At 72.8% G+C, this 21,631-nt stretch carries 23 protein-coding genes; 3 read left to right on the top strand and 20 right to left on the bottom strand.

Annotation, left to right across the window (positions count from 1 at the left end; genetic code table 11):
- Positions 1–15 precede the first annotated feature (15 nt).
- The 17 genes from htpX to N801_RS00335 all read right to left on the bottom strand — a co-directional run bounded on the left by htpX (position 16) and on the right by N801_RS00335 (position 14,802).
- The gene (htpX, locus tag N801_RS00415; protein WP_035931626.1) at positions 16–906 is read right to left on the bottom strand and encodes a zinc metalloprotease HtpX; all 891 of its coding nucleotides are present in this window, start codon (positions 904–906) and stop codon (positions 16–18) included.
- Positions 907–952: 46 nt separating this feature from the next.
- Positions 953–2,404: a proton-conducting transporter transmembrane domain-containing protein gene (locus tag N801_RS00410; RefSeq protein WP_035931624.1), complete on the bottom strand. Its 1,452-nt coding sequence runs from the start codon at positions 2,402–2,404 to the stop codon at positions 953–955.
- A complete protein-coding gene (locus tag N801_RS00405; protein ID WP_035931620.1) occupies positions 2,401–3,939 on the bottom strand; it encodes a complex I subunit 4 family protein in 1,539 nt (512 codons plus the stop codon). Before N801_RS00405 ends, N801_RS00410 begins: the two co-directional genes overlap by 4 nt.
- Entirely contained in the window at positions 3,930–5,837 is a 1,908-nt protein-coding gene (locus N801_RS00400; RefSeq protein WP_035931618.1) for an NADH-quinone oxidoreductase subunit 5 family protein, read from the bottom strand. The genes N801_RS00405 and N801_RS00400 overlap by 10 nt, the downstream gene beginning before the upstream one ends.
- On the bottom strand, positions 5,834–6,130 hold the full coding sequence (nuoK, locus tag N801_RS00395; RefSeq protein ID WP_035931615.1) for an NADH-quinone oxidoreductase subunit NuoK: 297 nt from the start codon (positions 6,128–6,130) through the stop codon (positions 5,834–5,836). Before nuoK ends, N801_RS00400 begins: the two co-directional genes overlap by 4 nt.
- Complete coding sequence (locus N801_RS00390; protein ID WP_035931611.1) at positions 6,127–6,633, bottom strand: NADH-quinone oxidoreductase subunit J family protein; 507 nt, start codon at positions 6,631–6,633, stop codon at positions 6,127–6,129. The genes nuoK and N801_RS00390 overlap by 4 nt, the downstream gene beginning before the upstream one ends.
- Positions 6,630–7,175: a NuoI/complex I 23 kDa subunit family protein gene (locus tag N801_RS00385; protein ID WP_052112479.1), complete on the bottom strand. Its 546-nt coding sequence runs from the start codon at positions 7,173–7,175 to the stop codon at positions 6,630–6,632. Before N801_RS00385 ends, N801_RS00390 begins: the two co-directional genes overlap by 4 nt.
- 80 nt (positions 7,176–7,255) lie before the next feature.
- Positions 7,256–8,212, bottom strand: coding sequence for a complex I subunit 1/NuoH family protein (locus N801_RS00380; protein WP_035931608.1), 957 nt, complete (start codon positions 8,210–8,212; stop codon positions 7,256–7,258).
- A 195-nt stretch (positions 8,213–8,407) separates the two neighbouring features.
- A complete protein-coding gene (locus N801_RS00375) occupies positions 8,408–8,956 on the bottom strand; it encodes an NADH-quinone oxidoreductase subunit C (protein ID WP_035931606.1) in 549 nt (182 codons plus the stop codon).
- 9 nt (positions 8,957–8,965) lie between these two features.
- Positions 8,966–9,376 (bottom strand): hypothetical protein, encoded by a 411-nt coding sequence (locus N801_RS00370; RefSeq protein ID WP_035931604.1) that lies wholly within the window; start codon positions 9,374–9,376, stop codon positions 8,966–8,968.
- A gap of 142 nt (positions 9,377–9,518) precedes the next feature.
- A complete protein-coding gene (locus N801_RS00365) occupies positions 9,519–10,571 on the bottom strand; it encodes an SGNH/GDSL hydrolase family protein (protein WP_035931601.1) in 1,053 nt (350 codons plus the stop codon).
- A gap of 189 nt (positions 10,572–10,760) precedes the next feature.
- Positions 10,761–11,108 (bottom strand): DUF2568 domain-containing protein, encoded by a 348-nt coding sequence (locus N801_RS19460; RefSeq protein WP_052112458.1) that lies wholly within the window; start codon positions 11,106–11,108, stop codon positions 10,761–10,763.
- A complete protein-coding gene (locus tag N801_RS00355) occupies positions 11,108–11,707 on the bottom strand; it encodes an NADH-quinone oxidoreductase subunit B (RefSeq protein ID WP_035931946.1) in 600 nt (199 codons plus the stop codon). The genes N801_RS19460 and N801_RS00355 overlap by 1 nt, the downstream gene beginning before the upstream one ends.
- A 91-nt stretch (positions 11,708–11,798) precedes the next feature.
- The gene (locus N801_RS00350; RefSeq protein ID WP_035931598.1) at positions 11,799–12,158 is read right to left on the bottom strand and encodes an NADH-quinone oxidoreductase subunit A; all 360 of its coding nucleotides are present in this window, start codon (positions 12,156–12,158) and stop codon (positions 11,799–11,801) included.
- A gap of 60 nt (positions 12,159–12,218) precedes the next feature.
- Entirely contained in the window at positions 12,219–12,650 is a 432-nt protein-coding gene (locus N801_RS19455; RefSeq protein WP_169744193.1) for an LppA family lipoprotein, read from the bottom strand.
- A gap of 122 nt (positions 12,651–12,772) precedes the next feature.
- Positions 12,773–14,500 carry an alpha/beta hydrolase gene (locus N801_RS00340; protein ID WP_052112456.1) on the bottom strand — a complete coding sequence of 576 codons (1,728 nt, stop codon included), beginning with the start codon at positions 14,498–14,500 and terminating at the stop codon, positions 12,773–12,775.
- 2 nt (positions 14,501–14,502) lie between these two features.
- Positions 14,503–14,802, bottom strand: a complete 300-nt coding sequence (locus tag N801_RS00335) for a hypothetical protein (RefSeq protein ID WP_035931594.1) — start codon at positions 14,800–14,802, stop codon at positions 14,503–14,505.
- A gap of 189 nt (positions 14,803–14,991) precedes the next feature.
- Here N801_RS00335 and N801_RS00330 point away from each other — a divergent pair, with 189 nt between their 5' ends.
- Genes N801_RS00330 through rarD form a run of 3 tightly spaced genes read left to right on the top strand, consistent with a single transcriptional unit; the run spans position 14,992 to position 18,939 of the window.
- Positions 14,992–16,860: a 2-oxoacid:acceptor oxidoreductase subunit alpha gene (locus N801_RS00330; RefSeq protein WP_035931939.1), complete on the top strand. Its 1,869-nt coding sequence runs from the start codon at positions 14,992–14,994 to the stop codon at positions 16,858–16,860.
- On the top strand, positions 16,857–17,963 hold the full coding sequence (locus tag N801_RS00325) for a 2-oxoacid:ferredoxin oxidoreductase subunit beta (RefSeq protein WP_035931591.1): 1,107 nt from the start codon (positions 16,857–16,859) through the stop codon (positions 17,961–17,963). Before N801_RS00330 ends, N801_RS00325 begins: the two co-directional genes overlap by 4 nt.
- Before the next feature lie 25 nt (positions 17,964–17,988).
- Entirely contained in the window at positions 17,989–18,939 is a 951-nt protein-coding gene (gene rarD, locus N801_RS00320; protein ID WP_052112455.1) for an EamA family transporter RarD, read from the top strand.
- Between the two features lie 75 nt (positions 18,940–19,014).
- Here rarD and N801_RS00315 read toward each other — a convergent pair whose 3' ends face one another.
- From N801_RS00315 to N801_RS00305, 3 genes are read right to left on the bottom strand one after another with little or no spacing between them, the layout of a single operon-like run.
- The gene (locus N801_RS00315) at positions 19,015–19,572 is read right to left on the bottom strand and encodes a GerMN domain-containing protein (protein WP_035931588.1); all 558 of its coding nucleotides are present in this window, start codon (positions 19,570–19,572) and stop codon (positions 19,015–19,017) included.
- Entirely contained in the window at positions 19,569–20,939 is a 1,371-nt protein-coding gene (locus N801_RS00310) for a sensor histidine kinase (RefSeq protein WP_052112454.1), read from the bottom strand. Before N801_RS00310 ends, N801_RS00315 begins: the two co-directional genes overlap by 4 nt.
- Positions 20,936–21,616 (bottom strand): response regulator, encoded by a 681-nt coding sequence (locus tag N801_RS00305; protein ID WP_035931933.1) that lies wholly within the window; start codon positions 21,614–21,616, stop codon positions 20,936–20,938. Before N801_RS00305 ends, N801_RS00310 begins: the two co-directional genes overlap by 4 nt.
- Positions 21,617–21,631 lie beyond the last annotated feature (15 nt).

The raw sequence follows: 21,631 nt of genomic DNA, 5'->3' as shown, positions 1-21,631 counted from the left end.
CGGGCAGCCGAGCCGTCAGTATCCCCGGAAGCCCGTCGCCATGGCCTGGAGCCGCGCGATGCGTTCGGCCATCGGCGGGTGGGTCGCCATGAGCCGGGAGACGTCCTGGGCGCGGAACGGGTTGGCGATCATCATGTGGCTCGCGTTGACGAGGTCCTTGGTCGGGGCGAGCGGCGCCCGCGACACCCCGGCCTCGAGCTTGGCCAGGGCCGACGCGAGCGCCAGCGGGTCGCCGGTGAGCGTCGCGCCGTCCTCGTCGGCGTCGTACTCGCGGGTGCGCGAGATGGCCAGCTGGATGACCATGGCGCCGATGGGGGCGATGATCGCCATCGCGAGGCCGGCGATCGCGCCGCCGGGGTTGTTGCTGTCGCGGTTGCCCCCGCCGAACATCGCGCTGAAGCTCAGCATCTGGCCGACGGTGCTGATGACGCCGGCGATGGCCGCGGCGACGGAGCCGGTGAGGATGTCGCGGTTGTAGACGTGCATGAGCTCGTGGCCGAGTACCCCGCGCAGCTCGCGCTCGTCGAGCAGCTGGAGGATCCCCTGGGTGCAGCAGACGGCGGCGTTCTGCGGGTTGCGGCCGGTCGCGAAGGCGTTCGGTGCCTCGGTCGGCGAGATGTAGAGGCGCGGCATCGGCTGCCCGGCCTTGGTCGAGAGCTCGCGCACGATGCGGTACATGCCCGGCGCCTCGGTCTCGCTCACCGGGAAGGCGTGCATCGCCTTGATGGCGAGCTTGTCGCTGTTCCAGTACGAGTAGAACGTCATGGCGACGCCGATGAGGGCGAAGACGAGGATGAAGGTGGAGTTGCCGAAGTAGACCGCCGCGGCCCAGCCGAGGGCGAGCAGCAGCCCGAAGATGAGGCCGAAGAGCCCCGCGGTCTTCAGTCCGTTGAAATGGTTGTGCATGTCCCCTCCAACGCTTGGTCGAGCACGAATCGTTCCAGTGACACGCTCACGACACCAGCCCGACGAGCAGCTGCGGCAGGACGCTGGCGAGCACGAGGACCGCCGACCCGACGAGGGCGACGCCCACGCTGGCGCGGCGCGACCGTTGCCGCGCCGGGGCGTCCTCGCCGGGCTCGCCGATGAGCACCGCGAACCACCGTACGTACACGGCGATCCCGAGCACGGCCGCGACGACGGCGACGACCGCCACCGGCCACAGCCCCGCCGAGACGACGGGCCGGATCGCGACGATCTTCGCGACGAGCCCGATGACCCCCGGCGGCAGCCCGGCGAGGACGAGCAGGGCGAGCGCGAGCGCCCCCCCGGCGACCGGGTCGCGACGGAGCAGACCTTGGTATGCCGTGAGGTCCCGCCGGTCCTCCACGTGCGGTCCGTGGACGGCGCGGACCGCAGCGAAGGCGACGAGGCCGGCGACGGCATACACGACGACGTAGACCGCGGCGGCCCGGCGGCCGGCGGCGGTGAGCGCGGTGAGCGGCAGGATCACCCAGCCGGCCTGGGCGACGGTCGACCACGCGAGGAGGCGCACGACCTCGGTCTGGCGCAGCGCCATGACCGTGCCCACGAGCATCGACGCGACGGTGAGGGTGACGAGGGCCGCGACGACGGCGTGCGGCCCGGGGCTGAGGCCGAGGACCGACTCGTAGGGGGTGAGGACGACGATGAGCGCTCCGACGGCGGCGACCTTGGACGCCGACGCGAGCAGGGCCGACACCGGCAGTGGTCCCGCAGCCAGGGTGGTGGGCGTCCACGCGTGGAACGGCACCGCCGACATCTTGAACGCCAGCCCGGCGACGAGGACGACCGTGGCGAGGCTGACGAGGACACGCTGCTCGGGGACCTCCCAGGCGGTCGCGAGCGAGTCGCCGGTGAGCGTCGGGTCGCCGGTGCCGGTGACCCAGAGGGCGGCGCCGAGGACGAGCAGGCCGAACGAGACGAGGGAGGTCGTCAGCAGGGTCAGCGCTCCGTGCGCGGCGGCGCGGCGGTCCCGCCACGCGACGAGCGCGATGACGGGCAGGGTCGCGAGCTCGAGCGTGACGAGCCACGTGCCGAGGTCGCGGGAGGCGACGACGGCGGCGGCGCCGCTGGCGGACGCGAGCAGCAGGACGACGTCGATGACCCCGGCCCGGTGGATCGAGACGAGGGCGAGCACGGCGAGGGTCGCGAGCAGGGCGGCGACCTGCAGGGTGCTCGTCAGCGGCCCGCCGTCCCAGAGGCAGCGGCCCTCCGGGGCGGGCGTGCAGAGGGTGAGCCGGGGGCCGGTGCCGACGAGCCCGGGGAGCGCGGTGGCCGCGCCGCCACCGAGCCCGAGGGCGCCGATGACCGGGGCGGCCAGCCGGGCCCGGGGGGCGACGGCGTCGACGACGAGCACGAGGAGCATCGCCGCGACCGGGAGGAGCGCCGGGAGGAGCAGGCCCCACGACATCTCGAGGGTCATCGCCCACCCCCGACGAGCGCCTCGGCGGCTGCGGCGGTGACGGAGAGGACCGTGTGCGGCACGACGCCGATGGTGACGACGGCGGCGACGAGGACGGCGAGGACGGCGAGCTCGACGCCGCGGGTGTCGGGTGTCCGGGTGTCGATGCGGTCGAGCGCGCCCGCGACCGGGTCGTCCGTCGCGGCGTCCGGGACGGCGTCGCCGACCCAGACGATGCGCGCGACCCGCAGGGCGTAGGCCGCAGCCAGTGCCGCGCCCACGGCGGCGATGACCGCGCAGGTGCGCAGCACGCCCTCGTGGTGAGCGGGCTCCCACGCCGCGACGAGCGCGAGGAACTCACCCCAGAAGCCTGCGAGGCCGGGGAGGCCGAGGCCGGCCGCGAGCCCGAGGATGAGGGCGAAGCCGAGTCGGGGTGACACCTCGCGCAGCGCCGGTCTCACCACCGCGAGGTCGACCGAGCCCCAGCGGTGCTTGAGGCCGCCGACGATGACGAAGAGCAGGGCCGAGATGACGCCGTGGGCGATGTTGCCGATGAGGGCGGCCTGCAGCCCGGTCGCGCTCCCCGAGGCGAGGCCGAGGACGACGAAGCCCATGTGCGCCACCGACGAGAAGGCGATGAGCCGCTTGAGGTCCCGCTCCACGAGGCAGATGAGCCCGCCCCAGAGGATGCCGACGACACCCGCGATCGCGAGGCCCGGCGCGATCCGGGCGAAGCCGTCCGGCACGTTCGCCAGCGGGAGCCGGACCAGCCCGTAGGTGCCCAGCTTGAGCAGCACGGCGGCCAGCAGGACGGACCCGGCGGTCGGTGCGGTGGTGTGCGCCGCGGGCAGCCAGGTGTGCAGCGGGAAGACCGGCACCTTGACGGCGAGCCCGAGGGTGAGCAGGACGGCGATGAGGGTCTGCGGGCCTTGCCCGAGCGCGCCCGCCGCGGCGGGGAGGGCGTCGAGGTCGGCGGTCCCGGCCTGGCCGACGAGCAGCAGGATCCCGACGAGCATGAGGGTCGACCCGACGGCGGTGTAGAGGATGAACCTCGCCGACGCGTCCGCCCGCGCCGCCGCGCTCTTCGGGTCGCCGTAGCGCGAGATGAGCACCCACATCGGGACGAGGACGACCTCGAAGGCGATGAAGAAGAGGACGGCGTCGCGGGCGGCGAAGGCGGCCAGGGCACCGGTCTCGACGAGCAGCAGCGCGCCGAGGTAGGTCGCGGCACTCCCTCGGGGGAGTCCGAGGTGCGTGTCGGTCCACGGCTGCTCGACCCACGCGTGCGCGACGACGAGGACCCCGATGACGGCGGTGAGGACGACCAGGGGAGCACTGATCCCGTCGATCGCGAAGTGCCAGCGCACCCCGAGGTCGGGGATCCACGCCCGGTCGACGACGGGGCGCATGGCGGCGGCGACGACGGCCGCGAGCCCCCCGACCGTGGCGGCGACGAGGGCGACGACCCGAGCCGTGTGGGCGTCGAGTCCGCGACCGCCGGTGACGAGCCACAGCCCGACGGCCCCGGGGACGAGGAGCATGAGGATCAGCGCCATGTGAGCACCGCCGTCCCGGCCGCGACGAGCAGTCCGAGGGCGAGGAGGCCGAGTCCGGCAGAGGGCGACTCGCGGCGGTGACCGCGTTCGGCGAGCCACCCCGCGACACCGGCCGACGCTGCCGCCCCCCGCACGTAGCCGTCGACGACCTCGCGGTCGAGGAATGCGACGACCCGCGCCAGTCCCAGCACCGGCCGCGCCACGAGGGCCCGGTATGCCGTGTCGGCACCGAAGCCGGAGTCGGCCAGCGCCCGGTGACGGGGCGTGCGGACGAACTGGTCACGCGGGTCACCGGAGCCGCGGGCGAGCCAGGCGAGCCCCCCGCCGATGACGATGAGCAGGGTCGTCAGCACCATCCACCACACCGATGCACCGTGGACGTCGAACAGCCCGGTGAGCAGCACGAGCCCCCCGACGACGGTGAGCACGGTGAGCACGGCGAGCGACGCGAGCACGGGGGCCGACGGCATACCGGCGTGTCCCGTGCTTTTCTCGCCAATTCCCCCGTTCGGCCCCGGCGTGTCCGGACCCAACGGGGGAATTGGCGAGTTGGGCACGGGGGCGGAGACGACGAGGTGGGCGCGGACGGCGTACGCGGCGGTGAGGACCACGGTGACGAGGAGGGCGGCGAGGACGACGACCCCGGGGCCGCCGGCGCTGGCCGCTCCCTCGTAGGCCGTGACGACGACGTGCTCCTTGGACAGGCCGCCGACGACGAAGGGCGCACCGGCGAGGGCGAGGAGGCCGAAGAGCCACGCGACCCGGGCGAGCGGGTGTCCGTGTCCCGCGCCGCGCAGGGCGCTCGCGAGCGTCGAGCCGGCGATGACCGACAGCCAGCCGATGGTGAGGAAGAGCAGCGACTTGAAGATCGCGTGCGACCAGAGGTGGAACAGCGCGGGGTCGGGGCCGACGTCCCGGGTGGTCGTCGCGAGCGCGGAGAGCATGATCGCGACCTGGCTCACCGTCGACCACGCGAGCAGCCGCTTGAGGTCGGACTGGCCGAGCGCGAGGACCGCGGCCCCGACCATCGTCACCGCCGTCGCGAGGCCGAGCACCCAGCGGGCGCCGTCGGCGAGCACGAGGACCTCGAACAGCTGGGCGAGGACGACGGTCCCGGCGGCGACCATCGTCGCGGCGTGGATGAGCGCCGAGGCCGGCGTCGGGCCCTCCATGGCGTCGGGCAGCCAGTCCTGGAAGGGGAACTGGGCCGACTTGCCGAGCACCCCGATGACGACGAGCACGAGCAGGGTCGAGCGCAGCGCGGGCGAGCCGGGTGCCTCGTCGGAGGTCCAGGCGGCGACGACGGTGTCGAGCCCCGTGGAGCCGGCACCGGCACACAGGCCGACGACCCCCAGAACGAAGCCGATGTCGGCGACGCGGGTGACGAGGAAGGCCTTGAGCGCCGCCCGCCGGGCCGACTCCTTGCGCGACCAGTGCCCGATGAGGAGGTAGGAGCACCAGCCCATGACCTCCCACCCGACGACGGTGAGGACGAGGTCGCGGGAGTGGACGACGAGCATCATCGCGGCGGTGAAGAGGCTGACCGTGGCGGCGAAAACCGCGAGGCGGTCGTCGGCGGCGAGGTACCAGCGGGTGAAGACGAGCACGGCCGCGGCGACGAGGGCCACGACCGCGGCCACCGCGGCGGTCGCTGGTCCGGCACCCAGCTGGAGCGGGAGGTCGAGCCCGCCGACGGCGTACGAGCCGCGCAGGGGGACGAGGTCGGTGCCGCGCACCGGGGCCACGACGAGCCCGACGACCGCCAGCAGGAGCGAGACGAGCGCGGCGCCGACCGAGACGAGCGTCGCCGGTCCCTGCCACCGTCGCAGCGCCAGGGTCGCGACGGCGGCGAGGGCGGGGACGAGCACGAGGAGGTACGAGACCTGGAGCGCGCTCACAGCGCCTCGTCCATGTCGATGGAGCCGCGGTGGCGGAAGGCCGTGAGGATGACGGCGAGGGCGACGACGACCTCGGCTGCCGCGATCGTGATGACGAAGAGCGGCAGGACGCTCGACGCCTCCCAGCGTGAGGGCGCCGTCGCGCCGGCCGCGACGAGCAGGACGAGCGAGCCCGAGAGGATCAGCTCGACGCCGACGAGCACGAGGACCGCGTTGCGGCGGGCGAGCACACCCATGACACCGAGGCCGACGAGCAGGGCGGCAACGACGTAGGGCCCGAGGAGGTGGATCACGTGTCCTCCCCCGCGCGTCCCCGGGAGATCGCGAGCGCGGCGATGAGGGCCGCGAGCAGCAGCACCGAGAGCGCCTCGAACGGCCACACCCATGTCCCGAAGAGCTCGGTCGCGACAGCCTGGTTGGAGATCTCGCGCCGCTCCACGGCCGACCCCGCCACCGGCACGAGGGCCGCGAGCAGCAGCGCCGTCGTCGCCGCCCCCGCCACGGCCGCGGCGGCCTGCCGCCAGACGGGCGCGGCGTGGGCCAGGTCCGGCCCGATCGGCGCCCGGGTCAGCATGAGCGCGAAGAGGACGAGCACGACGACGGCCCCCACGTAGACGAGCACGAGCACGAGGGCGACGAGCTCGTGCCCGAGGACGAGCAGGCACCCGGCCACTCCGAGCAGTGCGACGACGAGCCAGAGGGCGGCGTGCACGACCTGCCGTGTCGTCACGGCGAGCAGGCCGGCGACGACCGCCAGCAGACCGCACGCGGCGAACGCCAGGTCGAGAGAGGTCATGCTCCTGAGGCCCCGGACGTCCCCGTCGTCCCCGCGCCCCGCGGCGCCCGGGCCGGCTTGTTGACCGCGGCGACCTCGGCCGGCTCGGCCGACCGCTCGTCCAGGGCCGGTGGTGGCGGCACCGTGTCCATCCAGCCGCCGAGCCGTTCCTTGTCGTGGAGGAGGTCGCGGATGTCGGTCTCTGCGTACTCGAACTGCGGACTCCAGAAGAGCGCGTCGAACGGGCAGACCTCGATGCAGATCCCGCAGTACATGCACAGCGAGAAGTCGATCGAGAAGTCGTCGAGGACGTTGCGCTGCCGGTCGCGTCCGCCCTCGGTGGTTGCGGGGATCGTCTCCTTGTGCGAGTCGATGTAGATGCACCAGTCCGGGCACTCGCGGGCGCAGAGCATGCAGCTCGTGCAGTTCTCCTCCAGCAGCGCGATGACACCGCGGCTGCGCGGCGGGAGCTCGGGGGCGACGTCGGGGTACTCGCGGGTGTGGGCCCTGCGCGTGGCGGTCTTCGCCGTCGTCGCCAGGCCCTTGAGTATGCCGGGCAGCATGCCCTTGGCGCCGGGCTTGCCGCCGCGGTGGTCATGACCGTGGTCGTGGCCGTGCTCGTGGCCGTGGTCGGTCGGGGCGTTCATCGCGTCACCACCACTCCTATTCCGGTGAGGGCCAGCTGGGCCAGGGCGACGGGCAGGAGCACGAGCCAGGCGAGGCGCTGCAGCTGGTCCTCGCGCATGCGCGGCCAGGCGACGCGGAACCAGATGACGAGCACGGCGACGACGAGGCCCTTGAGGAGGGTCCACAACCAGCCGAGCTCGTCACTGAACGGGCCACGCCAGCCGCCGAGGAAGAGGACCGCGAAGAGGAGCGAGAAGACGACGATCCCCGCGTACTCGGCGAGGAGGAAGAACGCGAACCGCAGCCCGGTGTACTCGGTCCACGGCCCCATGACGAGCTCGGCGTCGGCGATGGGCATGTCGAACGGCGGCCGCTGCAGCTCGGCCAGGGCGGCGACGAGGAAGACGACGGCGCCCGGGAGCTGCCAGACGAGCCACCACGGCGACCACGCCTCGACGACCCCGGCGAGGCTGAGCGTGCCGGCCGCGAGGCAGGCCGACGCGACGGAGAGGACGAGCGGCAGCTCGTAGGAGACGAGCTGGGCGGCGGAGCGCAACGCACCGAGGAGGGCGTACTTGTTGGCGCTCGCCCAGCCGGCCATGAGCGTGCCGAGGGCGCCGACGCTCGTCGCAGCGAGGAGGAGGACGGCGCTGGCCGGAACCTCGACGGCCGCCACGCCCTCGTGCAGCGGGAGCGCCGCCATGGCCAGGAGGTAGGGCACCAGGGCCACGAACGGGGCGATCCGGAAGATCGTCCGGTCGGCGGCGCGCGGGGTGATGTCCTCCTTCTGCGCGAACTTCACGCCGTCGGCGACGAGCTGGGCCCACCCGTGGAACCCACCGGCATACATCGGTCCGAGTCGTCCCTGCATGTGGGCCATGACCTTGTGCTCGGTCTGGCCGACGAGCAGTGGGAGCACGAGAAAGGCGGCCAGCACGGCCACTGACCTCACGACCACCTCGAGCGCGCTCATCGTGCGCAGCCTAGTTGGCGACGGCACTGCGTGGTGGGCACCGAGCGACAGCGGCATTTCGCCCATCCCCGGTCAGAACGGCTCAACCACGCGGACTGTCGACCGCCTGCTCACCGGCCTGATCACCGTCGAGGCCTCGCTCCGGGCGTCGTACATCGTGACGGCGACACGAGTCCGCTCGTTCGCGGCGCCGCGTCAGCGAGGGCCCCAGTCGGGCCCGGGGACACCGGGCGCCTGGACGCGCCGCCGCGACGGGGACTTCGCGGAGTCGTGGCCCTCGCCCGGCTCCTTGCCGCCGGGCCACTGCTTGGACGCGCGGGCGGCGAGGACGAACGACTTGCGCAGCGGTGTGCCCTCGAAGCCGTCGGGGAGGAGCAGCGGGCGCAGGCCCAGGCCCGACCCGTCGTCGAAGCCGGCGAACTCGACCCCGAACATCTCGTGCGTCTCGCGCTCGTGCCAGGCGGCGCCGGCATACACGTCGGTGACGGACGCGAGGGCGACGCCCTCCGGGACCCGGGTGGTGAGCCGCAGGCCGCGGAAGTGCGTGATCTCCTCGCCCACGACCGGGTCGAGGCGCGGGAACGCGAGCACCCGGAGGACGACGTCGTAGCCGGGTGCCGCCTCGTCGTAGGTGCGGTCGACCGCGCTGAGCCAGTCGAAGAAGGTGAAGCGCTGCGCGCGGGCGGCGGCGACGGCGTCGTGCCAGTCGTCCGGGGCGACCCCACGCAGCTCGTCGGTGCTCACCCGCGCAGCCTAGCCACCCCTGACGACCGCCACCGCTGCGGCGACCGCGGCGACGGCGGCGGCTGCGGTGCGGACGAGGTCGGCGAGCGTGAGACGGCGGATGAGCTCGCCGGTGCGGCCCTCGCCGAGCCGGCCGTGGGTCGGTGCGGCCACCGCCGCCGTGCTGAGGACCGCCACCGCACAGGCCGACGCGGCGACGACCACCGCGGGAGAGGGGGACGTGAGCAACGCGCCGACGACCGTGACGCCGAGCGCCCCGTAGACCACGGCGACCAGCGGGGCTATGCGCCGCCCGTGCGCGGCGTGCGCGGCGGGCCATTCGGTGTCGGACGTCGCCAGCAGGGCTGGATAGGCGACGAGGGTGATGGCCAGCTGGAAGCCCAGATGCACGGCCGCGGCGACGAGCAGGGCGATCAGCACGACGCCCCCACCGGTTCCGCCTCGCTCATGCGGCGAGCCTAGGTGTCCTCGGCCGCCTCGCGCCCGCCACCGTCCGCAGACATGGTCGAGAACCCGACCATCTCTGCGGACGCTGGGGGTGGAGCGGTGGAGACGACGCCCGTCAGCGGCGCGCGGCGTACTCGGCCGCCTGGCGGGCGGCATACACGCGGTCGGCCCGGTCGATGCTGGCCTGCGAGGAGAGGTCGACACCGGCTCGAGCAGCGGCCGCCCTGACCTGCGGCGAGCCGAGGTCCGGGGCGAGGACCTGCTCCGGCGCGATGCTCGCGTCCCGCGCGGCGTACGTCCGCTGCTGGGCCGCGAGGCGGTCGGCCGAGGCGGCCGCCCGCTGCAGCGTGGCCGTCGAGGTCGTGAAGGCGGACCCGGTGAGCGGGGTGCTCACCGCCGGGGCGTAGCCCGAGCTGTGGCCGGGACGGTTCGGGTGGTAGCTCTCACTGATCGGGCTGGAGAGTCCGTTGATCCACTCGACGTCGTCGCACACCGCGTGACCGATGAAGCGTGACGTGGGGTTGGCGAAGCCGAAAGCCTTGGCGCCAGCCGCTGTTGACGTCCTGCCGTTGAGGAGGTCGGCCATCTGGTTGAGCCGGGCCTCCTCGGTCGGCGAGAACCAGGTGAAGGCGTTGCAGTCCTCGCCCTGGAAGATCCGCGGGTAGCCGACGACGACGACCTTGGCGTTGGGGGCCTTGCTGCGGATGCTCGAGTAGAGGGTGGCGAGCCGGCCGGGCAGGACGTTGGTGATGTAGCTCTGCGCCGTGTCGATGGCCCCGTTGCAGTTGCTCGCCCACGCGGGCTTGGCGCACTCGGTGAGGACGTTGGCGAACCCGGCGTCGTTGCCGCCGACCGAGATGCTGACGTGGGTGGTCGACGACGTGAGCGCACCGAGCTGGGTGGTGGTGACGTCGGCGACGGTCGCGCCCGAGCAGGCCCGGAAGTTCAGCGTGAGCCCCTGGGCCGCCGCGATGAGGGAGGGGTAGGCGAGCGCGGAGCGCTGGCAGGTCGTGCCGTCACTGAGGTAGCTGCGCGTGCCCGTGCCCGACGAGTACGAGTCGCCCAGGGCGACGTACGAGGTGGCGGCCTGCGCCGGTGCTGCGCTGATGACGAGGCTCGTCGCGGCGGCACACGCCGCGACCACACTCATCGCTCGAACTGTCGTCATGGACGTCTCCCAAGGATCGCGAGGGCTGGTGCTCGCAACCTAGGGCCGCCGGTGCATCCGCCGCATCCGGTGGACGTCGCCTTTGCCAAGTCCATACCCGACACCCGTATGCCGTCCGCTCCCGGCGCGCTCCCTCCTTGCGTCCGCAAAGGTGGTCGGGTTCCCGACCAGGGTTGCGGACGCTGACGGTCAGCGTGAGGGTGCGACGACGTCGTCGAGCGCGATCTGGGCGAGGACGAGGACGAGCCCCGCGCCGATGAGGACGAGCCCGAAACGCTGGTGGCCCAGGCCGAGGAGACCGGCACCGACGACACCCACGGCCCCACCGGCCGCGAGCGCCCGCGGCACCCTGGGGATGCGACGACGCGCCTTGGGCGCGACGAAGAGCCCCCACAGGGCGGCGACGACGACGACGGCGAGGACGCCGGCGATGGCGCCCCCGACGCCACCACCCGCCACCCCGGAGGCGAGCAGGAAGACGCCGACCATGAAGGCGAACTCGATGACGAACGCGAGCAGGCCGAGGACGACGAGCATCAGCGCGGCCTGCTGACCCGCTCGCGGGTGACCTCGGCGGCCGACCCGGTGCGGTGGGCGGTGTAGCGCGCGGCCGTCCCGGTGTCGTGCCCGGCGCCCGCGCCCCCGAGCCGGTCGGCGATCCCGCGGCCCGACAGCTTCTCACCGGCGATCTGCTCCTGCAGCCGGATGATGCCGTGCAGCAGGGCTTCGGGGCGGGGCGGGCAGCCGGGGACGTAGACGTCGACGGGGATGAGCTGGTCGACGCCCTTGGTGACGGAGTAGGAGTCCCAGTAGGGACCACCGGAGTTGGAGCAGGCGCCGAAGGAGATGACGTACTTGGGCTCGGGCATCTGGTCGTAGAGGCGGCGGATGGCCGGCGCCATCTTGTCGGTGACCGTCCCGGAGACGATCATGAGGTCGGCCTGGCGCGGGCCCGGCGCGAACGGGATGACCCCGAGCCGGATGAAGTCGTGCCGTCCCATCGAGGCGGCGATGAACTCGATCGCGCAGCAGGCGAGGCCGAAGTTGAAGACCCACAGGGAGTAGCGGCGTCCCCAGTTGAGCACCACCCGGATCGGCTTCGGGGCGTGCTCGCCCAGCGGCCCGACGCGCGGCATCGGCAGCAGCACGGGCTCGTCGACGCTCACGTGGCCACCCTAGGACAGCCGGCGGCCGACGGGCAGTGACCTCGCAGTGACCTCGCGGCGGTCACGTCCAGCGCAGCAGACCCCGGCGGGCCGCGTGGACCAGGCCGATGACGATGATGCCGATGAAGACGGTGATCTCGACCAGCGACGCCGCGCCCAGCTCGGCGTCACGCAGGACGTACGCCCACGGGAAGAGGTAGACCGCGTCGACGGCGAACACGACGTAGAGGAACGCGTAGGAGAGGTAGCGGACCTGGCTCTGCGCCCAGCCCTCCCCCACCGGGTCGACACCCGACTCGTAGGTCGTGAGCTTGGCCGCCGTCGCGGCCCTCGGCGCGAGCAGCCAGCGTGCGCCGGACGCCGCGATGACGAGCAGGATGCCGGTGGCGAGCACCGCGGCGGCGGCGACGTATCCGGTCATGCCGTCACCATAGCGAGCGGCAGCCCGTCAGGTCCGGCGTGAGCCCGACCTCGCCAGCCGTCATCGTTCGAGGTGGCAGGCCCCGTAGACCGAGGCCACGGTGTTGACGCCCGTGCCCACGGAGAGCTCGGAGCCGTCCTTGTCGTAGAGCGACACCTGGTGCTCCCCCGGCTCGTCCTTGAGGGTGTGCTCGTCGCCGAAGCCGCGCGCGGCCGCCACCTTCTTGACCGCCTCCCACGCCCGCGGCCAGTCGGCGTCGGGGACGGGGCCGAACGCGCCACCGCTCTGGAGAACCTGCGCCGTGGCGCCGTCGACCCGGTCGAACGGCTTCTTGCACAGCGACCCGGACTCGACCGTGGGCGCCGGCGAGCGCCACTCCAGTGCCGGTGCGACCTCACTCAGGGCCGCTCGGACCTCGGTGAGCAGGGCGAGATTGTCACGCTCCGCCTCCGCCGACGAGCGACGGGACTCGAGCTGCTGTCGTGCATCCACGTTCTCTCCTGTGCATCCGGTGAGCAGTGCCATGAGCACGGCGGTCGTCACGGTCATGACCGCCGCAAGACGGCGTCGGCGGCGGGTCGGCGGGCGGGGTGGTGGCATCGGGTCGTCGTCTCTCATCGGAGGAAGTCCGGCCACCAGTCCTGGGCGTCCAGCGGGTCGGTGAGCAGTCCCACATTCTTGCCCTCGATCGCGTCCTCCGGGTGACCGCCCACCACCTGTGCCATGGAGTACTGGCTCGTCGAGCCGTCCTGGAGGTAGTCGGAGTGGCCCGTGACGCCCTCCCAGGAGCGGCCGTCGCCGGAGGCGGCGTCGCCGGTCTCGAGGTGGGCGATCCCCTCGAGGCCGGACGGGTCGGTGCCGAACCGTCCGAGGTCGCCGACGGGGTCCCACTTGGCCTCGGCGTAGTACGCCGCACCCCCCGGCACATCGAGGTTGTCGAGCTCGTCGGTGCCGAGCCCCGGCGAGCCGAAGAAGACCGCGCGGTCCACCCCGGCGCCCTCGTGCTGCAGGGCGTACCCCAACGTCGTCGACCCGTAGGAGTGCGCAAGCCCGGTGAGGTCCGGGTCGGTCATCCGCGAGGTGTTGATGCCGGTGAGGAAGGCCGAGAGGTCCCGGCCGCCGTCCTCGGCCGACCCCGACAGCGCCACCGAGTCCCCGGCGAAGGTCGTGCCCCACTGCGGCGCCTGGTAGTCGAGCCACGTCACCGTGGCCACCGTGCCAGCCTCGCCGCGTCGGAAGAGCTCGTCCTCGGTGCGGGTCATGAGCTGCGCCATGGACGAGTCGTAGCCGCCCATGCCCTCCACCGTCGACGTCAGCCCGGGGGTGAAGACGGCGACGTGGTCGGCCGTGTCGACGTTGCCGTTGGCGATGATGGCCTGGGTGCGCGGGGTCGTGAAGTCGACCCCGAGCAGCTGGTGCTCTCCCGGCCGCGCGAGCATCTCGTCGAGGGTCGCGATGGCCCCCTGCTCCTCCGTGAGGTCGGTGTACTCGGCCGCGTGCTTCCAGTAGAACGCCTCGTCGAAGGACCCGTCCGGACGGAAGCAGCCGGCCTCGATCTCGGCCATCCGGTCCTCGACGTGGGTCCGCCGAGCGTCCAGCAGGGTGCGGTTCGCGAGGTCGCGCGACACGGCGTCCACCCCGTCACGGCTGCCGATCCACCCCGGGTGCTGGGCGATGACGAACGCCCGCTCGTCCGGTGACATGGTCGCCCACCAGGCGGCGTTCTCCGCGGGCGTGCCTCCCGGCGGGGGTTTGAGCACGGTGAGGTCGCCCTCGACCTCACCGATGGCCGAGGCCTGCGCGAGCGTGCCCGCGCCCCCGTCGATGCGGTTCTTCTCGATGCCGCGCAGGACGGCCCCGAGGTCGGCGTCGACGTCCTCGGCCTTGCGCAGCGCCTCCGCGATGCGGGTGGCGCACTCGTCGACCTGGGCCTGACGTGCCCGGCGGGCGTCACCGTCCGCCTCGGTCTCGTCGATCGTGCAGACGAGGAGCTCCGTCGTCGACACCCCGCCGTCGGCGCCGATGACGAGACCGTTGATCCCGGCGTACTCCTGCGCCGCGTCGACCGCGTTGACCACGCCGAGGACGGCGTCGGCAGCGTCGCAGACGGCGGTGTATGCCGCGGACACCTCGGCGACGACGTCACGGAGGTCGTCGGTCACCGCCGTGAGCCGGTTGCCCGACGCCCGGGCGGCCGAGCCGGTCCAGTGCCGCGGCAGGCCCATCGTCGCGAGCTCGTCGGCGAGGTCCAGCATGTCGCGCCGGGTGGTCCGCAGCTCCTCCTCGGCCGTCGCGAACGGGGCATGGCTCCACGACGTGACGTCGCGCCAGGTGAGCGCCACGGTCAGGGTGTCCCGCCGAGGGGCCCGAAGGCGTCCCGGGCGGCCGCGTCGTCGAGCTCGTACTGGGTGGCGTTGCTGTCGAGCGTCCGCCCGTAACCCCGAGCGGCCTTGACCCAGTCGGACAGCTCGGTGGTCCACGAGGCGCTGACTCGCGACATGACCGCAACGCTGGCGGCACCGGGGATCCCGGTGCCCGCGGCGGTGAGGTGGCTGCCCGGCGTCAGCGTGCCGAGCTGGGTGGCCGCGGAGCGGGCCGCGTCGGCCGAGTCGCGCAGGTCCGTGATCTCGACCTCGTACGTCATGCGGATCCCCCTCGTGTGCGTCCCCGGCACAAGGGTCGCAGGCCCACCGTGCCCGCGACAATGGGGAGCACTCCCCGACGCACGGTGGGCGCACGCAAGGCTTGCCTCACCTCGGTCGTAGGATGGGATGACACACGTCGGGCGAGACGAGACAAAAGGCCCGACTGACGTCTCTCGAGTCAGGTGTTCATGTCCAGCAAGACGGTTCAGAAGCTCGATCGCGTCGTCATCCGCTTCGCCGGCGACTCCGGCGACGGGATGCAGCTCACGGGGGACCGCTTCACCTCGGAGACGGCGGCGATGGGCAACGACCTCTCGACGCTGCCGAACTTCCCCGCGGAGATCCGCGCACCCCAGGGGACGCTGCCCGGAGTGTCGAGCTTCCAGCTCCACTTCGCCGACCACGACGTGCTCACCCCCGGTGACGCCCCCGACGTCCTCGTCGCGATGAACCCGGCCGCCCTCAAGGCCAACCTCGACGACGTGCCGCGTGGCGCGACGATCATCGTCAACACCGACGAGTTCACCAAGCGCAACCTCGGCAAGGTCGGCTACGCCGAGAGCCCCGTCGACGACGGCACCCTCGAGTCCTTCCACGTCCACGCGGTGCCGCTGACGTCGATCACCGTGGACGCGCTCGCGAAGTTCGACGGCCTGACCCGCAAGGAGAAGGAGCGGGCCAAGAACATGTTCGCCCTCGGGCTCCTGTCGTGGATGTACACCCGTCCCCTCACCGGCACCGAGCGCTTCCTCACGAAGAAGTTCGGCGCCCACCCCGAGATCCTCGAGGCCAACCTCACCGCGCTCAAGGCCGGGTGGAACTACGGCGAGACGACCGAGGACTTCGCGTCGAGCTACGAGATCGCACCGGCGGTCATGCCGCCCGGGACCTACCGCAACATCACCGGGAACACCGCCCTCGCTCACGGCCTCGTCGCCGCGGCGCACCAGGCCAGGCTGCCGCTCGTCCTCGGGTCCTACCCGATCACGCCCGCGTCCGACATCCTCCACGCGCTGTCGTCGCTCAAGCGCCACGGCATCATGACGATCCAGGCGGAGGACGAGATCGCCGGCATCGGGATCGCGCTGGGGGCCAGCTTCGGTGGCGCCATCGGCGTGACGACGACGTCCGGACCCGGGGTCGCGCTGAAGTCCGAGACCATCGGGCTCGCCGTCTCGCTCGAGCTGCCGCTCATCATCATCGACGTCCAGCGCGGTGGTCCGTCGACGGGCCTTCCGACCAAGACCGAGCAGGCTGACCTGCTCCAGGCGATGTTCGGCCGCAACGGGGAGTCCCCGGTCCCGATCATCGCGCCGTCCACCCCGGCCGACTGCTTCGACGCCGCCATCGAGGCGGTCCGGATCGCGACGGCATACCGGACCCCCGTGTTCCTGCTCTCCGACGGCTACCTCGCCAACGGCTCCGAGCCGTGGTCGGTGCCGGACGTCGCGGACCTGCCCGACCTCCGCGTCGAGTTCGCCGCCGAGCCGAACGGCGTCGACGACAAGGGTGAGCCGGTCTTCCACCCGTTCCTGCGCGACGAGGAGACCCTCGCCCGCCCGTGGGCCGTCCCGGGCACACCCGGTCTCGAGCACCGCATCGGCGGGATCGAGAAGGCGGACGTCACCGGCAACATCTCCTACGACCCGGACAACCACGACCGGATGACGCGGCTGCGCGCCGCCAAGGTCGCCGGCATCGCGGGCATCCCGGACGTCGTCGTCGAGGACCCGTCCGGTGCCGCACGGGTGCTCGTGCTGGGCTGGGGCTCGACCCAGGGGCCGATCGCCGCGGCCGTGCGCGCGGTCCGCAACGCGGGTCACGACGTCGCGTCGGCGCACCTGCGCCACCTCAACCCGTTCCCCGCCAACCTCGGCGACGTCCTGCGCGCCTACGACCGGGTCGTCGTGCCGGAGATGAACCTCGGCCAGCTGTCCATGCTGCTGCGTGCGCGGTTCCTCGTCGACGTCCGCCCCCACACGTCGGTGCGCGGCCTGCCGTTCTCCACGGTCGACCTCGCCGACGTCATCCTCACCCACCTCGAGGAGGTCTCATGACCACCACCGACCAGACCACGCACGCCCCCGGGGCCGCCCGCCCGAGCGGGCTCGCCGGCATACCTTTGCTCGCCGCGGACGCGCCCCCGCAGACCAAGCGCGAGTTCACCTCCGACCAGGAGGTGCGCTGGTGCCCCGGATGCGGCGACTACGCGATCCTCGCCGCGGTGCAGTCGTTCCTGCCCGAGCTCGGTCTCAAGCGCGAGAACATCACCTTCGTCTCCGGCATCGGCTGCTCCTCGCGCTTCCCGTACTACCTCGACACCTACGGCATGCACTCGATCCACGGACGCGCGCCGGCGATCGCGACCGGCCTCGCCACGTCGCGGCCGGACCAGAACGTGTGGGTGGTCACCGGCGACGGCGACGCGCTCTCCATCGGTGGCAACCACCTCATCCACGCGCTGCGGCGCAACGTCAACATGACGATCCTGCTGTTCAACAACGAGATCTACGGCCTGACCAAGGGCCAGTACTCCCCCACCTCGAAGGTCGGACAGGTCACGAAGTCCTCGCCGCTCGGGTCGGTCGACCAGCCGTTCAACCCGGTCTCGCTCGCCCTGGGGGCGGAGGCGACGTTCGTCGCGCGCACGATGGACAGCGACCGCAAGCACCTCACCGCGATCCTGCGGGCCGCTGCCGAGCACCGCGGCACCTCGCTCGTCGAGATCTACCAGAACTGCCCGATCTTCAACGACGGCGCGTTCGACCTCATCAAGGACCGCACCCAGCAGGAGGCCCGCATCGTGCACCTGCTCGACGGCGAGCCGGTCGGGGTCGGCCCCGAGGACGACCGCAAGGTCCTCGTCCGTATGCCGGGTGGTCGCCTCGAGTTCGTCGCCTCGGCCGACGCCGCTGGTGCCGATGTGGTGGTCCACGAGGCGGGCGCGGAGGACCCCAGCCAGGCCTTCGCCCTGTCGCGCCTCGACTCCCCGGAGATGACGCACGTGCCGATGGGGATCTTCCGGTCGGTGTCGCGTCCGACGTACGACGACGGGGTGCGCGCGCAGATCCGCGCGGCCGTCGACACCGCCGGTGGTCCCGCCACCGACGACGACCTCGCGTCGCTGCTCCGCGGTCGCGACACCTGGACCGTCGCGTGAGCGTGCGCCCTCCGGTGACAGGGGCGTGAGCCCGCCCCTCGCGGGTGACGCAGGTGAGCTGAGGCGCGGCACGGTCTTCGCCTTCCTGGCCTACGGGATCTGGGGCCTGTTCCCCCTCTACTTCCACGCGCTCAAGCCGTCCGGAGCGTTCGAGATCCTCGCCCACCGGATCCTGTGGACGCTCGGCTTCTGTGCGCTGGTGCTGCTGGTGCGGCGCGACTTCGGGTGGCTGCGGACGGTCGCCTCCCGGCCACGCCTGCTCGGCGGGCTGACCGTCGCCGCCCTGCTCATCGCGGCCAACTGGGTCATCTACGTCCTCGCCGTCATCACCGGGCGGACGTATGCCGCGGCGCTCGGCTACTTCCTCAACCCGATCGTCACGGTCGCGCTGGGCGTGCTCGTGCTGCGCGAGAGGCTGCGTCCCCTGCAGTGGGCCGCGGTGTCCGTCGGTGCGGTGGCCGCGGTCTACCTCACGGTGGCCGGTGGCGAGTTCCCGTGGATCGCGGTGTCGCTGGCGTTCTCGTTCGCCTTCTACGGGCTCGTCAAGAAGAAGGTCGGGGCCACGCTCGACGCGATGCACTCGCTCACCGTCGAGACCATGGTGCTCGCGCCGGTGGCGGTCGGGGTGCTCGTCTGGCTGGGCGCGCAGGGGTCGACGACGTTCGGCGGGCAGGGGGCGTGGCACACGTCGCTGCTCGTGGCGGCCGGTGTCGTCACCGCGATCCCGCTGCTGTTCTTTGCCGCCGCGGCCCGGCGGATCCCGCTCGTGACGATCGGGCTCATCCAGTTCCTCACGCCCATGCTCCAGCTCGTCATCGGGGTGGTCCTCCTCGGCGAGCGCGTCACCCCGGCACTCTGGGTCGGCTTCGGGATCGTCTGGGTCGCGCTGGTGCTGCTGACGATCGACTCCGTCCGGCAGGCCCGGTCGAACCGTCGCGCCCGCCTGGCCGGCCCGGACGTCGAGCCCTGCCCCTGACCCCGCTCGGCGCCGAGGGGTGCGCGAATGCCCAAGGCGTCGTCGCCGTCCCGATCCCCCGCCGCGGTCCGGGGGTCACCCGGCGGGCGCCCGCTCGATGAAGTCGGCCCGGGTGAGGGGTCGGGTCACGAGCCGTCCGTCCCCGGAGGGAGCGGCGGTCGGGGCGCCCGAGCGGGTCAGCTGCACGCTGCGCACGCCGTCGGAGGCGGTGAGCGTGTAGACGATCTGGGCCACTGCCAGCACCCGGTCCTCCCCTCCGGCCCTGGTGATCTGCTCCGGGGCCTCGACGACCGCGACCGAGCCGGTCCGGGTCACCTGGACCGGGGTCACCCCCGTCGGGATGGCCGACCGGATCCCCCGGCGCCGCTCGGCGTCCGCCGGGCCCCCGAAGAGGGCTCGCAGCAGCTCGGCGCCGTCCGAGCGCTGGAGCACCCGTCGCACCGGCTCCAGACGGTTGCCGCGCACGAGGAAGATCGTGGCGTCGCGCTGCCCGGCCTCGGCACTCGGGGCGCTCGGGTCGGGGGTGGCGCGAGCCCGCTCGATGCGCTGCGGCTCGTCCTGGAGCGGCACCCCGCACCCGGAGACGAGGAGGCTCACCGCGCACAGGGCCACGACTCGGCCGCCCACCGTCACGACCCCTCCCCCGGCAGCTCGACGACGAACCGGGCGCCACCGCCGGGGCGGTCCCCGACCCACACCGCCCCGCCGTGCTGGCTGACGTGCCGGGCGACGATCGACAGCCCCAGCCCGACACCTCCCGGGGTGTCGGTCGCGAACCTCTGGAAAATGCGCTCACGGCGGTCGGGCGGCACACCCGGGCCGGCGTCGTCCACGAAGATCCGCACCCCCTGGGCATACGGCTCCACGGCCACCTGCACGACCCCACTCCCGTGGATCTCGGCGTTGTGCACGAGGTTGGTCACGGCTCGCACGATCCGTCGCTTGTCGACCCGCATCCGGCGCCGTTCGACGCGGGGCGAGACGTGGGTGACGGGCCGGCCGGCGGTGCGGTCGGCGGCCGCCGCGACCAGCTCGCCGATCACCACCTGCTCCAGCACCAGCTCGCCGTCGCCGTCGCCTGCACGTGAGATCTCGAGGAGCTCCTCGACCATGACCGAGAAGCGTCGCAGCTCCCTGCCGAGGAGTGCGAACGGCTCCTGCGAGCGCCTCGGCAGCGCAGGACCCGACTCGACGAGCTCGAAGGCGTTGAGCATCGCCATGAGCGTCGTGCGCATCTCGTGGCTCACGTCACCGGCGAAGCGCTCGTCCTCGGCCACGCGTTGCTGCAAACGCTCCGCGGTGCTGTTGAACGCCCGCGCCACCTCGTCCAGGTCGGGGTCCCCGGCGGCGTCGAGACGCGTCGTGAGGTTCCCCGCGGCGATCGACCGGGTCGCCTCGATGACGGGGGTGAGCGGGGCGAGCGCCCGCCGACCGGCCACCCGCCCCAGCAGCACCCCGGCCGCGGCCGCCGCGGTGCTGAGGCCCAGCAGGGCAGCGCTCAGGGTCCGGTGCGTCTCGTCGAGCTCGACGAGCGGGAAGACCTGGATGTAGGTCATGCCCCCGACGGGCAGGCCGACCAGCAGGACGGGGCCGTCACCGAGCTCGACGCGCTGCGACGCCGCCGTGCCGGAGGTCACCACGTCGAGGAAGGCGGACGGAAGCGCCTCCGGGTCCGTCGCCAGCGACGTGCCGTACCACTCGCCACGGTGGCGCAGGAGGATCGCGGTGTCGGTGGCGCGGGGCAGGCCCTCGAGGACGTCCGGGACGGAGGGCTCCGGACGCTCGAGGGCGGACCCCACCACGGTGACGTTGCTCTCGGCCTGGGCCAGCGCCGCGCGTTCCCGCTGACCGACGACGTAGCCGGTCACGACCGTCCAGACCGTGACCGACAGCACCAGCGGCACGAGCACCGCGGTGGCGGCCAGCGCGAGCTCCACGCGGGTCCGCAGGCTGACCCGGCGCCATCGGCCGTCGGTCCACGGCCGCGGGAACCCGGTCACGGGACCAGGCGGTAACCGTGCCCACGGACGGTGACGACGTGCCGGGGGTGGCTCGGGTCGCGCTCGACCTTCGCCCGGAGCCGGCTCACGTGCACGTCCACGATGCGGCTGTCACCGAAGTAGTCGTAGCCCCACACCCGTTGCAGCAGGGTCTCGCGGCTGCAGACGCCGCCCTGCTCCCGGGCGAGCTCGGCCAGCAGCTTGAACTCGGTGTGGGTCAGGGACAAGGGGATGCCGTCCCGCAGCACCTCTGCCTCGCGCAGCCGGATGGTGAGCTCGCCCACCGTGAACGTCTCGGTCTCGTCCTGCCGTGGGCCGGCTCGCCGGAGCAGGGCACGGATCCGCGCCGACAGCTCCTTGGCCATGAGCGGCTTGCTGACGTAGTCGTCCGCGCCGGACTCGAGCCCCGCCACGACGTCGTGGCTGTCGGTGCGTGCCGTCACCATGATGACCGGGACGTGGCTGCGTGACCGGATCCGACGGCATACCGAGAAGCCGTCCTCGTCGGGCAGCATCACGTCGAGCAGCACGACGTCGGGCGGGTTATCCTCCAGCGTCGCCAGCCCCGCGGCGGCCGTCTCCGCGACGTCCACCGTGTAGCCCTCGCCGCGCAGGGCGAGCCCGAGCACCTGACGGATCCGGGGATCGTCGTCGATGAGGAGCACCCGGCGGTTCATGGCACCCATCATGGC

This window comes from Knoellia aerolata DSM 18566, assembly GCF_000768695.1.
Taxonomy (GTDB): Bacteria; Actinomycetota; Actinomycetes; order Actinomycetales; family Dermatophilaceae; genus Knoellia; species Knoellia aerolata.
The sequence above is the reverse complement of the archived record's forward strand: the minus strand, read 5'-3'. Positions and strand labels throughout refer to the sequence as shown.